The sequence below is a fragment of the Streptomyces sp. NPDC087845 genome, assembly GCF_044742755.1.
Classification (GTDB): Bacteria; Actinomycetota; Actinomycetes; order Streptomycetales; family Streptomycetaceae; genus Streptomyces.
Map to the genome: position 1 here is coordinate 722,259 of NZ_JBIUVC010000002.1, position 14,841 is coordinate 737,099.

Consider the following 14,841-nt stretch of genomic DNA (forward strand, 5'->3'; position numbering starts at 1 on the left):
GCGGCCCCGGTAGCGCGTCCAGTCACGCGGCCCCAGCCGGAGAAACCGGACAGCCGGGGACGCTGTGGGGCGAAGCCCCGCGGCCCGTCGGCTCTCCCCGCTCCGCGGACCCCGCGGCCCATCGCCTTTCCCTGCCCCGCGCACCCCGCCGCACCGCTCCGCCGCACCCCCTGAGAGGCCGCATACCGGGCTCTCCGGTGTGAGGCTCACCACGAAACGGGCGTTCGGCCGGACATCGCACCGGAGCGCCGATCGCTTCACCGAGCGCCACGGTCCGCCCCGGCCGCCGCTGCCCACCGAGTGGCCGGAACTAGCCGGTAACCGGCCGCTGGTCCGGGCGTCCGCCGCCCTGCGGCCGTTCCGTCCCGCATCCCGCACCCCGCAGGCATCCCGGCCTTGATCACTCCCAGTGATCAACCGAGAGGGTCTCCGAACCACCCCTGGGAGCGCTTCCCCGGTGCTCGGGCCGAGTATCCCGAATTCGGACCAGTGGTCGATCTCGCCTACACTCGGTGGCGTGCCCCGTGGTGATGGACGACTCAACCACGACCTGCTCCCCGGAGAGAAAGGCCCCCAGGACGCTTGCGGCGTCTTCGGTGTCTGGGCTCCGGGTGAAGAGGTCGCCAAGCTCACCTATTTCGGACTGTATGCCCTGCAGCACCGTGGACAGGAGTCCGCGGGCATCGCTGTGAGCAACGGGTCCCAGATCCTGGTCTTCAAGGACATGGGACTGGTCTCGCAGGTCTTCGACGAAACGTCTCTGGGATCTCTCCAGGGCCATATCGCGGTCGGTCATGCCCGCTACTCCACCACCGGTGCCTCGGTGTGGGAGAACGCGCAGCCGACGTTCCGTGCGACCGCGCACGGCTCGATCGCCCTGGGACACAACGGCAACCTGGTCAATACGGCCCAGCTCGCCGAGATGGTCGCCGACCTTCCCCGCAAGGACGGCCGCGCCACCCAGGTCGCCGCGACGAACGACACCGATCTGGTGACCGCGCTGCTCGCCGGCCAGACCGACGACGACGGCAAGCCGCTCACCATCGAGGAGGCCGCGTCGAAGGTGCTCCCCGAGGTGAGGGGCGCCTTCTCCCTCGTCTTCATGGACGAGCACACCCTGTACGCCGCCCGTGACCCGCAGGGCATCCGCCCGCTGGTTCTCGGCCGTCTGGAGCGCGGCTGGGTGGTGGCCTCCGAGTCCGCCGCCCTCGACATCTGCGGTGCCAGCTTCGTCCGCGAGATCGAGCCGGGCGAGCTCGTCGCCATCGACGAGAACGGCCTGCGCACCTCGCGCTTCGCGGAAGCGAAGCCCAAGGGCTGTGTCTTCGAGTACGTCTATCTGGCCCGCCCCGACACCGACATCGCCGGGCGCAACGTCTACCTCTCGCGGGTGGAGATGGGCCGCAAGCTGGCCGCCGAGGCCCCCGCCGAGGCCGACCTCGTCATAGCGACACCGGAGTCCGGCACCCCCGCCGCCATCGGCTACGCGGAAGCCAGCGGTATTCCGTTCGGTGCCGGTCTGGTCAAGAACGCCTACGTCGGCCGGACCTTCATCCAGCCCTCCCAGACCATTCGCCAGCTGGGCATCCGCCTCAAGCTGAACCCGCTCAAGGAAGTCATCAAGGGCAAGCGCCTGGTGGTCGTCGACGACTCGATCGTCCGCGGCAACACTCAGCGGGCACTGGTCCGGATGCTCCGCGAGGCCGGGGCCGCCGAGATCCACATCCGGATCTCGTCGCCGCCGGTGAAGTGGCCCTGCTTCTTCGGCATCGACTTCGCGACCCGCGCCGAGCTGATCGCCAACGGCATGTCGGTCGACGAGATCGCCACGTCGATGGGCGCCGACTCGCTCGCGTACATCTCCCTCGACGCGATGGTCGAGGCGACGACGATCGCCAAGCCGAACCTGTGCCGCGCCTGCTTCGACGGTGAGTACCCGATGGAGCTGCCGGACCCGGAGCTGCTCGGCAAGCAGCTGCTGGAGACCGAGCTGGCGGCAGGCCCCGCGGCGACCGCCGCGTCCGACGCACTGCGTCGGCCGTGACGGTCCAGCCGTACACCTCTGGCCACCAGCCCCGTATTTCCACACGAAAGATCCCAGGCAATGTCTGAGACAACAGGTGCTTCCTACGCGGCAGCGGGCGTCGACATCGAGGCCGGCGACCGTGCCGTCGAGCTGATGAAGGAGTGGGTGAAGAAGACGCAGCGCCCCGAGGTCGCGGGCCTCGGCGGCCTGGGCGGTTTCGCCGGACTCTTCGACGCCTCGGCCCTCAAGCGCTACGAGCGTCCGCTGCTCGCCTCCGCCACCGACGGCGTCGGCACGAAGGTCGACCTCGCCCGGAAGATGGGCGTGTACGACACCATCGGCCACGACCTCGTCGGCATGGTCGTCGACGACCTGGTCGTCTGCGGCGCCGAGCCGCTCTTCATGACCGACTACATCTGCGTCGGCAAGGTGCATCCCGAGCGTGTCGCGGCCATCGTGAAGGGCATCGCCGAAGGCTGTGTCCTCGCGGGCTGCGCCCTGGTCGGCGGCGAGACCGCCGAGCACCCGGGCCTCCTCGGCCCGGACGACTTCGATGTCGCGGGCGCCGGTACGGGCGTGGTCGAGGCCGACCGCCTGCTCGGCCCGGAACGTATCCGCAAGGGTGACGCGGTGATCGCCATGGCGTCGTCCGGTCTTCACTCCAACGGGTACTCGCTCGTCCGGCACGTGGTCTTCGACCGGGCCGGCTGGGCGCTGGACCGCGAGGTCGAGGAGTTCGGCCGGACGCTCGGCGAAGAGCTCCTGGAACCCACCCGGATCTACTCGCTGGACTGCCTGGCCCTCACCCGTACGACCGAGGTGCACGGCTTCAGCCACGTCACCGGCGGCGGCCTGGCCAACAACCTGGCCCGGGTCATCCCGGACGGGCTGCACGCCCGGGTCGACCGTTCCACCTGGACGCCCGGCGCGGTCTTCGACCTGGTCGGCAAGGCCGGCCAGGTCGAGCAGCTGGAGCTGGAGAAGACGCTGAACATGGGCGTCGGCATGATCGCGATCGTCCCGGCCGAGTCCGTGGACGCGGCCCTGACGACGCTGGCCGACCGCGGGGTCGACTCCTGGGTCGCGGGCGAGATCACGGAGCGCGGGTCGCACACCTCGGGCGCTGAACTGGTGGGCGGGTACGCGCGATAGACGCGAGGGCCACCGGGGCGCCCGGTGGCCGCTCGTCCGCGATGTTCCCGATGCCTTCGATCGCTGTCCTCGAACGCCGCACAGGCAGGGGTTTCGTCGCCCGGCGTGCGACGGACGCCGCCTTCGGCCGGCGGTTCAGGACAGCCGGGTCCGAGGCAGCCGGGTCCGGGACAGGACAGCGACGTCCGCCCGCCTGGCGGAGATCCGGATCGGGGTAGCACAGAACCCGGTCCGGGACAGGCCCGGACCGGGTTGATGTGTCAGCGCGAGGTCAAGCGCCGCGGCGCTTGGACGACGGACCGGACTTGTCGTCCTCGTCCTCGTCCTCGTCGTCGTTGTACAGATCCGCGTACTGTGCGTACGGGTCATCTTCCTCGTCGTCGTCCTCGAACGGCTCTGCGTTCGGTGGCTGACTCGAAGGCGATGCGCCCAGCTCATTGGCCAGACGCGACAGGTCAGTCCCGCCGCTGCTGTACTTCAGCTGGCGGGCGACCTTGGTCTGCTTGGCCTTTGCCCGGCCGCGCCCCATGGCTCGACCCCCTCGGTGACGGGGCTCGACGGCCCCAGAGTCTTGACACGCGTTCATGTTTCAGGACGGACTCTCGGCAGAGAGACCGTGCCCGTAGGGCTTTAACGGTACCTGCTTCCGCGGCCATACGGTACGCCGCCCGCATCACGCACCCCGGAAGAGGACCGGCGAGAAGCCCCGTCCTCGCTGGTCAACTGCGATTTTAACCTCTTCTTGGCATGCGACCCGCCGACCGGCGTGAGTCTTGTCTCGCCGGCCGACGGGTCGGAGGGCCGCGCACGGGCGGGGATGCCGCGTGACATCCCCGTAACCCTCGGCTACAAAGCGGGACGGCGCGCTTCGGCCATGCGCTGCTCGGCGATCCGGTCGGCCGCGGCGGCCGGCGGGACGCCGTCTTCCTTCGCACGTGCGAATATGGCCAGCGTGGTGTCGAAGATCTTCGACGCCTTGGCCTTGCACCGGTCGAAGTCGAAGCCGTGCAGCTCGTCGGCGACCTGGATGACACCGCCCGCGTTCACCACGTAGTCGGGTGCGTACAGGATCGACCGGTCGGCGAGGTTCTTCTCGACCCCGGGGTGCGCGAGCTGGTTGTTGGCCGCGCCGCACACCACCTTGGCGGTGAGCGCCGCAACGGAGTCGTCGTTCAGCGCGCCGCCGAGCGCGCACGGGGCGTAGATGTCGAGACCCTCGGTACGGATCAGCGCGTCGGTGTCCGCGGCGACGGCGACCTCGGCGTGCTTCCCGGTGACCCGGCGGACGGACTCGTCCCGCACGTCGGTGATCACGACCTGCGCACCGTCCGAGAGCAGATGCTCGACCAGGTGGTGGCCGACCTTGCCGACTCCGGCGACCCCCACTTTTCGGCCACGCAGCGTCGGGTCGCCCCAGAGGTGCTGGGCGGAGGCCCGCATGCCCTGGAAGACACCGAACGCGGTGAGGACCGAGGAGTCGCCGGCGCCGCCGTTCTCGGGGGAGCGGCCGGTGGTCCAGCGGCACTCGCGGGCGACGACGTCCATGTCGGCGACATAGGTGCCGACGTCGCAGGCCGTCACGTACCGGCCGCCGAGCGAGGCCACGAACCGGCCGTAGGCCAGCAGCAGTTCCGTCCTTCGAGCGCCCTCGAACTGCGCGGAGTCGCCGATGATGACGGCCTTGCCGCCGCCGTGGTCGAGACCGGCCATGGCGTTCTTGTAGGACATACCGCGCGACAGGTTCAGCGCGTCCGCGACGGCCTCCTCCTCGGAGGCGTACGGATAGAAGCGGGTGCCGCCGAGGGCCGGGCCCAGAGCGGTGGAGTGGATGGCGATGACGGCCTTGAGGCCGCTGGCACGGTCCTGGCAGAGCACGACTTGCTCGTGGCCCCCCTGATCCGAGTGGAACAGGGTGTGCAGGACGCCGTCGGTCACATCGGTCACTGTGGTGACTCCCAAGTACGAAGCGGCGGAAGACCCTCCTGAAGGTGGGGAGGGCCGTGGACCGGCCGGCACGGCCGGTCCGACTGGGCAAGAGCGTAAGTCCTACGCGGACGTAGATCTGTTCCAGTGCCGAGGATCACCCCCCGGCGGAGTACGGGCATGACACGATTTGCTGCATGTCGGTGGTGTCTTCGGTGCTCGTCCCCTACGCGTCCTACCTCCGGGTGTACGAGCCGCTGGCCGCCTTCCCGGAGCCGGAGCGCGCCCACTGGGCCGGCTACGCCGGGCGTTCGCACATCCCCACGGCCCAGGACGAACTGCGCCGCTCGCTGGCCGACTTGGTGGCCACACCGCCGCTCGGCGTGCCGGTGCACGAGAGCGGGGACGCGTTCGTCGCCGAGGTGGACGGCGTGGTGTGCGTCTGCCCGTGGCGGACCAGGCTGCGCGGCTGGCTGGCGCTGGACGAGCTGATGGAGATGTTCCCGGGGCCGGTGCTCGACGCGGTGCTGCCGCCGGTGGTGCGCGGGCAGGCGGTCGCGGACCACGAGCGGTGGGCGGAGCGCAATCCGGACGCCAGGCCCTGGATCCTGACCTCCGTCTGGCAGGTTCCGGTGCGCTGGTTCGTGCTCTTCTGCGACGAGGAGCGGGAGTACGCGGAGGCGGGCGAGGACGGTGAGCCGCCCGTGCTGCGCTACCGGACGCCGATGGTCCAGGCCCGGCGCCGGCTGGCCCGGACGCTGAGGACGCTGCGCGAGACCGTGGACGATGGCCCGCTGACCGAGGGCCTCGTGGAGGTGGGGCGCTGGCTGGAGGAGTTCCACCCGCGCGCACTGGTCGAACTGGACTACGGCGGTCTGGTGCACGCGCTCCCGGCGAAGCAGCTCGCCGGGGACCGGTCGGCCGCCGATGTGGCCGAGGGCGTCGCGGCGCTGCGGGCCGGTGACACCGAAGGGGCGAGCGAGGCGTACGGGCGGCTGGCGGAGCGCTGGCGGGCGGTAAGAGATCGCCAATTCGCGAACTGACGGGGTCTCATCCGCGTCTGAACCTTTGTCCGGTGGGGCGCGTGAGGATGAAGAGGCGGAAGCGTACCGCAAGGGGCGTGGGACCTACGTCCCGAACCGGGCCTTTGCCTCAAGCGTGACGGATAGCACTAACTGGGCCCTTGCGCCCTTCCCTACCCCTCGTGCCAAAATAGGACAAGGAGTCCGGGGAGGGCTCCATCCGTCCAACTGAGGGCGGATCGCTCAGCATTGCACGCTATGGGGGGTCTGGTGACTCCTGATCGCTCTGTGACTGATCGTCACAGTGGTGTGACTGTCCGCTATGGCATGGTCCATCGGCTTCCGTCGCTGATGAACACCTGGGAGGGCAATTCCATCGGTTTGGCCGACGTGGCTGGACGGATGGTGTAGTTGTAGTGCCGAGGACAAGCCGTTCGTCCTATAACCGACTCGGCCCGCGTCCGCCATTTCGGGCAACGCGGGTCAAGGTGCAGAATTTAGAGGAAAGAACCGAGATGGTTCGGTTCTCCCGAGGAGGCCGCTCATGACCGCTCGCACCCCTGATGCCGAGCCGCTGCTGACCCCGGCTGAGGTTGCCACGATGTTCCGTGTGGACCCGAAGACGGTGACCCGCTGGGCCAAGGCAGGCAAGCTCACGTCCATCCGCACGCTCGGTGGACATCGCCGATACCGCGAGGCAGAGGTCCGCGCACTGCTTGCGGGTATTCCGCAGCAGCGCAGCGAGGCCTGACACACCCCTGTCGCCGCGCCACAACCGGGCGTTCGGGTCCCCCAACCCGTACAGGCCCACCCATAGCTCCACATGACGGGCGCCCGCCCCAACGGGCGCCATACCTGTGCCACGGGTACGTCATTCGATCGCGCTGGACTCCGCCGGGTCCAGCGCGATCTTTTTTGTGCTCTCACGGTCCCGGGACCTCGCTGCCGCAGCAGCGTCTTCGTGGCCGTTCCGGGACCTTCGCCGTCGTCCTGCGGCCTCGGCCGCCGCGCCTGAGCGGGCGGTTCCGATGCCGTTGGAAACCGGGCGTCCGGTTGGGTCCGGGCGGGGTGCCGTGCGGGCTTGCGCGGGTCTGTTCGGGACTGTTCCCAACCGCCCCGGGGAGGCCGGGCCGTGACGGTTCGGAAGGTTCCGCGGTGACCCCGTCCGAGTGGTGCAATTGCACATATTAAATTCATCGGTTGTAGGAAGGGCGTAAGGTCACCCCTGCGCAAAACTCGTAGGGTGACTCCCGTCACACCGCGCGAGCCTTGCCAAGAACGAGCCTGCCACCTTCGGGAAGTGGGCCGCCCCGCCATTGGTCACCCGGTCGAGGGACTTTCGTCCCGGGCCTCCGAGGCGCCGTCCCTGCGCCGCACGTACGGCCCCGGCGGGCCGGGCGGCGGATCGGGTGGGGAAGGAGCTCGGGAGGCCGTCAGGGGCTCCATGGCGAGCCGCAGGAGCCGATGGCAGACCGCGCAGTGGCGAGTGAGGTGGCGGAAGCCGGAAGCGGCCGCCAAATGGGCGCGCAGGAGCGCGCGGGTCTCGTGTCCGGCCGACGCCGTCATACGCGCCACCTCCCGGTGGACCGCCGCCCCGAGCAGAGGAACAGGGGCAGCCCTGCTGTTTGAGTACTCGTCGGCACTTGCCGGAGTCAAGACGCGCGAAAGCCCGGATCCAGAAGGATCCGGGCTTTCGTTACTGCGGTCCTGACGGGATTTGAACCCGCGGCCTCCACCTTGACAGGGTGGCGAGCACTCCAAACTGCTCCACAGGACCAGGTTTTCGCTGCTTGCCTTGCGGCTGGCTGCGAAGACAGACTGTACAGCAGGTCAGAGGGTCCGGTCGAACTCACCCAAGGTGGTGACTCCGTTACGGTCCGGGCCTCCGGGTCGTGCCCCTCCGGCACGGCCCGTACAGCCACGGCCCGTGGCGTCTCACGGGGCCGCCGCGTCGATCGCCTTCACGATCCGCTTGTCCGAGACGGGGTAGGCCGTCCCCAGGGCGTGGGCGAAGTAGCTGACCCGGAGCTCCTCGATCATCCAGCGGATGTCCAGGACCTCCTGCGGCACGGGCCTGCCCTGCGGCATCTGTTCGAGCAGCCAGGCGTACTCGTCCCGCATCTCGTGGACCTTCTCCATCCGCGTGGTGTCGCGCTGGACGGCCGTGGGCATCTGCTGGAGCCGGCGGTCCACGGCGACCAGGTAGCGCATCAGGTCGGGCAGCCTGCGCAGCCCGGTCGCGGTGATGAAGCCCGGCGGCACGAGGGCCGCGAGCTGGTCCCGTACATCGGTGACGTTGTTGACCAGGACCAGGCTGCTGGTGGCCTTGAGGCGCCGCTCGCAGGCCTGCCAGGCGGCCAGCACCTGCTGGACCTGCTTGACCGTGTGCTCGGTCAGGGCGACGAGGTCGGCACGCACCTTGTCGTACAGCTTCCGGAACGACTCCTCGTCCCAGGCCGGGCCGCCGTGCGCGCCGATCAGCCGGTCGGCGGCCGCCGTCGCGCAGTCCTCGAAGAGCGCCTGGATGGAGCCGTGCGGATTGCCGGACAGGGCCAGCTTCTGCTGGTTCGTCAGCTTGTCCGAGGCGAACTTCGCCGGGTTCACCGGCACGTTCAGCATGATCAGCTTCCGGGTGCCGAGCCACATCGCCTGCTGCTGCTCGGCCTCGGTGTCGAAGAGCCGTACGGCCACGGTCCCGCCCTGGTCGACCAGCGCCGGGTACGCCTTGACCGGCTGGCCGGCCCGCCGGGTCTCGAAGACGCGGTTCAGCGTGCCGATGGTCCAGTCCGTGAGGCCCGAACGCTCGATGGACTCGCCCGAGGGCCCGGCGGTGGCCGCGGCGGCCTGGGAGAGGGCCTGACGGGCCTTGGGGCGCAGCTGGAGCTTCAGCGCCTCCAGGTCCTTGTCCTCGGCCACCTTGCGGCGCCGCTCGTCGACGATCCGGAAAGTGATCTTCAGGTGGTCCGGGACGCGGGTCAGGTCGAAGTCGTCGGCCGTGACCGGGACGCCGACCATGAGCTGGAGCTCACGGGCGAGAGTGACCGGCAGCGGCTCCTGCAGCGGAACGGCTCGGTCCAGGAACTTGTCCGCGTAGTTCGGCGCGGGGACGTAGTGCCGGCGGACCGGCTTGGGCAGCGAGCGGATCAGCTCGGTGACCACTTCCTCGCGCAGGCCCGGGATCTGCCAGTCGAAGCCCTCGGCGGTCACCTGATTGAGCACCTGGAGCGGGATGTGGACGGTCACACCGTCGGCGTCCGCGCCGGGCTCGAACTGGTACGTGACACGGAACTTGAGCTTCCCCTGCCGCCAGGAGTCCGGGTAGTCGTCCTTGGTGACGGCCCCGGCCTTCTCGTTGATGAGCATCGAGCGCTCGAAGTCGAGCGCGTCCGGCTCGTCGCGGCGCTTGTGCTTCCACCAGGAGTCGAAGTGCGCCCCGGAGACCACGTGCTCGGGGATGCGCCGGTCGTAGAAGTCGAAGAGCGTCTCGTCGTCCACGAGGATGTCGCGGCGCCGGGCGCGGTGCTCCAGTTCCTCGACCTCGCCGAGGAGCTTGCGGTTGTCGTGGAAGAACTGGTGGTGCGTCCGCCAGTCGCCCTCGACGAGGGCGTTGCGGATGAACAGATCCCGGGAGGTCTCGGCGTCGATACGGCCGAAATTGATCTTGCGCTGGGCGACGATCGGTACCCCGTACAGCGTGACCCGCTCGTACGCCATCACCGCCGCCTGGTCCTTCTCCCAGTGCGGCTCGCTGTAGGTGCGCTTCAGCAGATGCTGGGCCAGCGGTTCGATCCACTCCGGCTCGACCTTGGCGTTGACCCGCGCCCACAGCCGGGAGGTCTCGACCAGCTCGGCCGACATCACGAACCGCGGCTGCTTCTTGAAGAGCGCCGATCCGGGGAAGATCGCGAACTTGGCGCTGCGGGCACCCAGGTACTCGTTCTTCTCGGTGTCCTTCAGGCCGATGTGCGACAGCAGCCCCGCCAGCAGCGAGGTGTGCACCGACTGCTCCGGCGCGGCCAGGTCCGCCGAGGTCTCGTCCAGCTGCATGCCCATCTGCTTGGCGACGGTGCGCAGCTGCGCGTAGATGTCCTGCCATTCGCGGATGCGCAGGAAGTTCAGGTACTCCTGCTTGCACATCCGGCGGAAGCTGGACGAGCCGCGCTCCTTCTGCTGCTCACGGATGTACCGCCACAGATTCAGGAACGCCAGGAAGTCGGACGTCTCGTCCTTGAAGCGGGCGTGGTGCTGATCGGCCTGCGTCTGCTTCTCGGAGGGCCGCTCGCGCGGGTCCTGGATGGAGAGCGCGGCCGCGATGACCATGACCTCGCGGACGCAGCCGTTGCGCTCGGCCTCGATGACCATGCGGGCCAGGCGCGGGTCGACGGGCAACTGCGAGAGCTTCCGGCCGAGCTGGGTGAGCCGCTTCTTCGGATCCTTCTCCTCCGGATCCAGCGCGCCGAGCTCCTGGAGGAGCTGGATGCCGTCGCGGATGTTGCGGTGGTCCGGCGGGTCGATGAACGGGAACTTCTCGATGTCGCCGAGGCCGGCCGCGGTCATCTGGAGGATGACGGAGGCGAGGTTCGTGCGCAGGATCTCGGGGTCGGTGAACTCCGGACGGGTCAGGAAGTCGTCCTCGGAGTACAGCCGGATGCAGATGCCGTCCGACGTACGGCCGCAGCGGCCCTTGCGCTGGTTGGCGCTGGCCTGTGAGATCCGCTCGATCGGCAGCCGCTGGACCTTGGTGCGGTGGCTGTAACGGGAGATCCGGGCGTTGCCCGGGTCGATCACGTACTTGATGCCGGGAACGGTCAGCGAGGTTTCGGCGACGTTGGTCGCCAGCACGATCCTGCGTCCCGTGTGGCGCTGGAAGACGCGGTGCTGTTCGGCGTGCGAGAGGCGGGCGTAGAGGGGGAGGACCTCGGTGTGGCGGAGGTTCTTCTTGTTCAGCGCGTCCGCGGTGTCGCGGATCTCGCGCTCGCCGGAGAGGAAGACCAGGACATCGCCCGGCCCCTCCGACTGGAGCTCGTCGACGGCGTCGCAGATCGCGGTGATCTGGTCGCGGTCGGAGTCGTCGCCCTCCTCTTCGAGGAGCGGGCGGTAGCGCACCTCGACCGGGTACGTACGTCCGCTGACCTCGACGATCGGCGCCTTGCCGAAGTGGCGGGCGAACCGCTCGGGGTCGATGGTCGCCGATGTGATGACGACCTTCAGGTCCGGCCGCTTGGGCAGCAGCCTGGCCAGATAGCCGAGCAGGAAGTCGATGTTCAGCGACCGCTCGTGGGCCTCGTCGATGATGATCGTGTCGTACGCGTGCAGCTCGCGGTCCGTCTGGATCTCGGCGAGCAGGATGCCGTCCGTCATCAGCTTGACGAACGTCGCGTCGGGGTTCACCTGGTCGGTGAAGCGGACCTTCCAGCCGACCGCCTCGCCCAGCGGGGTCTTCAGCTCGTCGGCGACGCGCTCGGCGACCGTACGGGCCGCGATCCGGCGCGGCTGGGTGTGCCCGATCATGCCCCGGACACCGCGTCCCAGCTCCATGCAGATCTTCGGGATCTGCGTGGTCTTGCCCGAGCCGGTCTCCCCGGCGACGATCACGACCTGGTGGTCGCGTATCGCCTCCAGGATCTCGTCCTTCTTCTGGCTGACCGGGAGCTGTTCCGGGTACGACACGGCGGGCATCCGCCCGGCGCGCAGCGCGAGCCGCTCGGCTGCCTTTGCGGCCTCGGTGGCGATCTCGTCCAGCACGGACTGGCGGGCCTCGGGCTTGCGGATCCGGCGCGCCCCTTCGAGACGGCGGCCGAGCCGGTGCGCATCGCGGAGCGAGAGCTGTCCGAGCCGGTACTGGAGATCAGCGAAGGAAGTAGACATACGGGTCCCAGGATCGCACCCGGGCCCGACGAACGGCGAACGCATTTAGTGCGGTCCTGGTCACCGGACCGGTACTGCGCGGAGGCGCGGGATCACAGCACGTACCATTTCGGGCAGCTGACCAACCGTTGCCCCTGTCCGGAAAGGCCGGTCGCCGTGTCCGTGTCCCGTACGCAGTGGTGCTGCCTGATGGCGGTGCTCGCGGTCGTACTGGGGCTGTTCTGCGGGCCGGCGACGGCGGTCGCGGGCGCGGGTGCGCCGGCCGGGACCGGTGACGGCGGGCGCGTGGCCGCCGCGGCTGCCGGGGCCGGCCCCGCACGGGCGGCCCTTCCGGACGGCCCCGCCCCGGCCGTCGCGTCGGCCGTGGACCGGCACGGGGTTCCGGGGTGCGGCAAGGGCAGGAAGCAGGGGCGCGGCGAGCCCGCCCTGCCGGGCCGGGCCCGTGCGGCGCACGACCAGGCGCCCGGCCTCGCCGAGTGGGGCCTGCCCGCCGCCACCGGACAGGGACCGGTCCACCCGCCCGTGCGGATAAGGCTGCGCGGCCCCGCGTCCGCCGCGCCCACTCCGGTCGAGCTCTCCGTACTGAGGGTGTAGACGGCCGCTCCTCTCCTCCGGCCGTTCCTCTTCCCTCCCTCTCGCATCGCCAGCACGGAGTCCCGCATGCCCACGTCCCAGCCCACGTCCAAGGCGTCACGTAAGGCGTCGTCCAAGAAGCCGCTGATCTACGGCGCCGGAGTCGTCCTCGCCGCGGCCCTGCTCGGCTTCGTCTCCTACCGGGCCACCGCCCCCGACCACTCCGGCTCGTCCCCTTCGTCTTCGTCCTCCTCGGTCGCCGACGCCACCACCGATCCGGACGCCGGCGTCTACCCGGAGCTGGCGAAGCTCGCGCGCCGCGACGCCGGTGACAAGCTCGCGCAGGGCCGGGTGGACGCGCCCGTCGTCCTCATCGAGTACGCCGACTTCAAGTGCGGCTACTGCGGAAAGTTCGCCCGCGACACCGAACCCGCCCTGGTGAAGAAGTACGTCGACGACGGGACCCTGCGCATCGAATGGCGCAACTTCCCGATCTTCGGCGCCGAGTCCGAGGCCGCCGCCCGCGCCGCCTGGGCCGCCGGACAGCAGGGCCGCTTCTGGCAGTTCCACCGTGCCGCCTACGCCGAGGGGGCCAAGGAGAAGGGGTTCGGCAAGGACCGGCTGAAGGCGCTCGCCCAGCAGGCGGGCGTCGCGGACCTCGACCGGTTCGCACGCGACACGGACAGCTCCGCCGCCTCCGCCGCGGTGGGCAAGGACCAGGAGCAGGGGTACGGGATCGGGGCGACCTCCACCCCGTCGTTCCTGATCAACGGCCGTCCGATCGCCGGAGCCCAGCCGACGGAGACCTTCACCCGGGTTATCGAGGAGGCGGCCGAGAAGGCCCGCTCCACCGAGGACGCCAAGGGCGGCAGCCGTGCCCGGGGCACCGGGGACGGCGCGAAATGACGCCTGACATCGGCTACTTCGCGGCCTTCCTCGGCGGACTGCTCGCCCTGGTCAGCCCATGCAGCGCACTGCTGCTGCCCGCCTTCTTCGCGTACTCCATCGACTCCGCCTCACGGCTCCTGGCCCGTACCGGCATCTTCTACGCCGGCCTGGCCACCACCCTGGTCCCGCTCGGCGCCGCGGGCTCGTACGCCGGACGGCTCTTCTACAGCCACCGCGACGCGCTCGTCCTCGGCGCCGGGTGGCTGATCATCGTGCTCGGTGTCGCGCAGATCGTCGGCCTGGGCTTCGCCTCGCGCCGGATCGCCGCCCTCAGCGGCCGGATCCGCCCGACCACCGCCGTGTCCGTCTACGCGCTGGGCGCTGTATACGGACTGGCCGGTTTCTGCGCGGGACCGATCCTCGGCAGCGTCCTCACCGTGGCGGCGGTCAGCGGCAGCCCGGTCTACGGCGGGCTGCTGCTCGCCGTCTACGCCCTGGGCATGGCCGTCCCGCTCTTTCTGCTCGCCCTGCTCTGGGAGCGCTTCGACCTGGGCCGCCGGGCGTGGCTGCGCGGGCGCACCTTCCGGCTCGGCCGCTTCGAGCTGCACACCACGACGCTGCTGTCGGGACTCTTCTTCATCGGACTCGGCGCGCTGTTTCTCGCGTACGACGGGACGACCGCGCTGCCCGGGCTGCTGAACGTGGACGACTCGTTCGCCGTCGAGCGGTGGGCCCAGCGCATCGGCGAGCATGTGCCGGACGCCATGGCACTGGTGGCCGTGGTCACGGTGGTGCTGCTGGTGCTGGCGGTGCGGGCGTGGCGCGGCCGGGTGGCGAACTCGGCGGACCGGGAAGAAGCCTGACACGACGAAGGCCCCGTCCGGTGGACGGGGCCTTCGGGTGGTGGCTGGGGCCGGGATCGAACCGGCGACCTATCGCTTTTCAGGCGATCGCTCGTACCAACTGAGCTACCCAGCCACGCAGCTCACAAGGGCTGCAGCGGTCCTGACGGGATTTGAACCCGCGGCCTCCACCTTGACAGGGTGGCGAGCACTCCAAACTGCTCCACAGGACCAAGCAATGTGCGAGACAAGTCTCGCACACGTTAAAGCGTGCCCCCAACGGGATTCGAACCCGTGCTACCGCCTTGAAAGGGCGGCGTCCTGGGCCACTAGACGATGAGGGCTAAGGGCCCACCTGCGCGCTTTCCAGCGCGTCGGGGACGTGAGAAGCATATGGGATGGCGGCAGGTATCGCCAAAACGGTTTACGGCGAGGCCGCGGGAGGGGCGTGAGGGGGTGCGGGGGAGGGGCGGGGGAGGGGTGTGGAGAGGGCGCGGGGCGGCCGTTCGCGCGGTGCGGCCCGGGGCGCACCGCGCGGGCGTACGGG

General features: G+C 69.8%; 11 protein-coding genes and 4 tRNA genes. 7 read left to right on the forward strand and 8 right to left on the reverse strand.

Translation table 11 applies throughout. The features are described from left to right. The first annotated feature begins 517 nt into the window (after positions 1-517). Both purF and purM read left to right on the forward strand, forming a co-directional pair. On the forward strand, positions 518-2,044 hold the full coding sequence (gene purF, locus ACIOMQ_RS08890; RefSeq protein ID WP_362201172.1) for an amidophosphoribosyltransferase: 1,527 nt from the start codon (positions 518-520) through the stop codon (positions 2,042-2,044). A gap of 60 nt (positions 2,045-2,104) precedes the next feature. Further along, positions 2,105-3,178 carry a phosphoribosylformylglycinamidine cyclo-ligase gene (gene purM / locus ACIOMQ_RS08895; RefSeq protein ID WP_362201169.1) on the forward strand — a complete coding sequence of 358 codons (1,074 nt, stop codon included), beginning with the start codon at positions 2,105-2,107 and terminating at the stop codon, positions 3,176-3,178. Positions 3,179-3,449: 271 nt separating this feature from the next. Here the strand turns inward: purM and ACIOMQ_RS08900 are convergent, their stop codons facing one another. Together ACIOMQ_RS08900 and ACIOMQ_RS08905 are read right to left on the reverse strand one after the other, a co-directional pair. Next, on the reverse strand, positions 3,450-3,707 hold the full coding sequence (locus ACIOMQ_RS08900) for a DUF3073 domain-containing protein (RefSeq protein WP_266747478.1): 258 nt from the start codon (positions 3,705-3,707) through the stop codon (positions 3,450-3,452). 317 nt (positions 3,708-4,024) lie between these two features. Continuing rightward, positions 4,025-5,122 (reverse strand): Leu/Phe/Val dehydrogenase, encoded by a 1,098-nt coding sequence (locus ACIOMQ_RS08905; protein WP_402188339.1) that lies wholly within the window; start codon positions 5,120-5,122, stop codon positions 4,025-4,027. A 176-nt stretch (positions 5,123-5,298) separates the two neighbouring features. Here ACIOMQ_RS08905 and ACIOMQ_RS08910 point away from each other — a divergent pair, with 176 nt between their 5' ends. Next, entirely contained in the window at positions 5,299-6,144 is an 846-nt protein-coding gene (locus ACIOMQ_RS08910) for a hypothetical protein (protein WP_401261746.1), read from the forward strand. Positions 6,145-6,667: 523 nt separating this feature from the next. Then, positions 6,668-6,874 (forward strand): developmental transcriptional regulator BldC, encoded by a 207-nt coding sequence (gene bldC / locus ACIOMQ_RS08915; RefSeq protein WP_003949541.1) that lies wholly within the window; start codon positions 6,668-6,670, stop codon positions 6,872-6,874. 569 nt (positions 6,875-7,443) lie between these two features. Here bldC and ACIOMQ_RS08920 read toward each other — a convergent pair. From ACIOMQ_RS08920 to hrpA, 3 genes are all read right to left on the reverse strand, one after another. After that, the gene (locus ACIOMQ_RS08920) at positions 7,444-7,689 is read right to left on the reverse strand and encodes a DUF6274 family protein (RefSeq protein WP_362201160.1); all 246 of its coding nucleotides are present in this window, start codon (positions 7,687-7,689) and stop codon (positions 7,444-7,446) included. Positions 7,690-7,825: 136 nt separating this feature from the next. Beyond that, positions 7,826-7,900: transfer RNA gene (locus ACIOMQ_RS08925), tRNA-Asp, on the reverse strand. A 158-nt stretch (positions 7,901-8,058) separates the two neighbouring features. Next, positions 8,059-11,991 (reverse strand): ATP-dependent RNA helicase HrpA, encoded by a 3,933-nt coding sequence (gene hrpA / locus ACIOMQ_RS08930; protein ID WP_401939612.1) that lies wholly within the window; start codon positions 11,989-11,991, stop codon positions 8,059-8,061. A gap of 156 nt (positions 11,992-12,147) precedes the next feature. Between hrpA and ACIOMQ_RS08935 the strand changes: the two genes are divergently transcribed. The 3 genes from ACIOMQ_RS08935 to ACIOMQ_RS08945 all read left to right on the forward strand — a co-directional run bounded on the left by ACIOMQ_RS08935 (position 12,148) and on the right by ACIOMQ_RS08945 (position 14,315). Then, complete coding sequence (locus ACIOMQ_RS08935; RefSeq protein WP_401758618.1) at positions 12,148-12,585, forward strand: hypothetical protein; 438 nt, start codon at positions 12,148-12,150, stop codon at positions 12,583-12,585. A 66-nt stretch (positions 12,586-12,651) separates the two neighbouring features. Further along, positions 12,652-13,470 (forward strand): DsbA family protein, encoded by an 819-nt coding sequence (locus ACIOMQ_RS08940; RefSeq protein WP_401261740.1) that lies wholly within the window; start codon positions 12,652-12,654, stop codon positions 13,468-13,470. Then, a complete protein-coding gene (locus tag ACIOMQ_RS08945) occupies positions 13,467-14,315 on the forward strand; it encodes a cytochrome c biogenesis CcdA family protein (RefSeq protein WP_362201148.1) in 849 nt (282 codons plus the stop codon). Before ACIOMQ_RS08940 ends, ACIOMQ_RS08945 begins: the two co-directional genes overlap by 4 nt. Positions 14,316-14,353: 38 nt before the next feature. Here the strand turns inward: ACIOMQ_RS08945 and ACIOMQ_RS08950 are convergent. From ACIOMQ_RS08950 to ACIOMQ_RS08960, 3 genes are all read right to left on the reverse strand, one after another. Then, positions 14,354-14,430, reverse strand: a tRNA-Phe gene (locus ACIOMQ_RS08950). A 22-nt stretch (positions 14,431-14,452) separates the two neighbouring features. Then, a tRNA-Asp gene (locus tag ACIOMQ_RS08955) sits at positions 14,453-14,527 on the reverse strand. A 38-nt stretch (positions 14,528-14,565) separates the two neighbouring features. Beyond that, a tRNA-Glu gene (locus ACIOMQ_RS08960) sits at positions 14,566-14,638 on the reverse strand. Between the last annotated feature and the right edge of the window lie 203 nt (positions 14,639-14,841).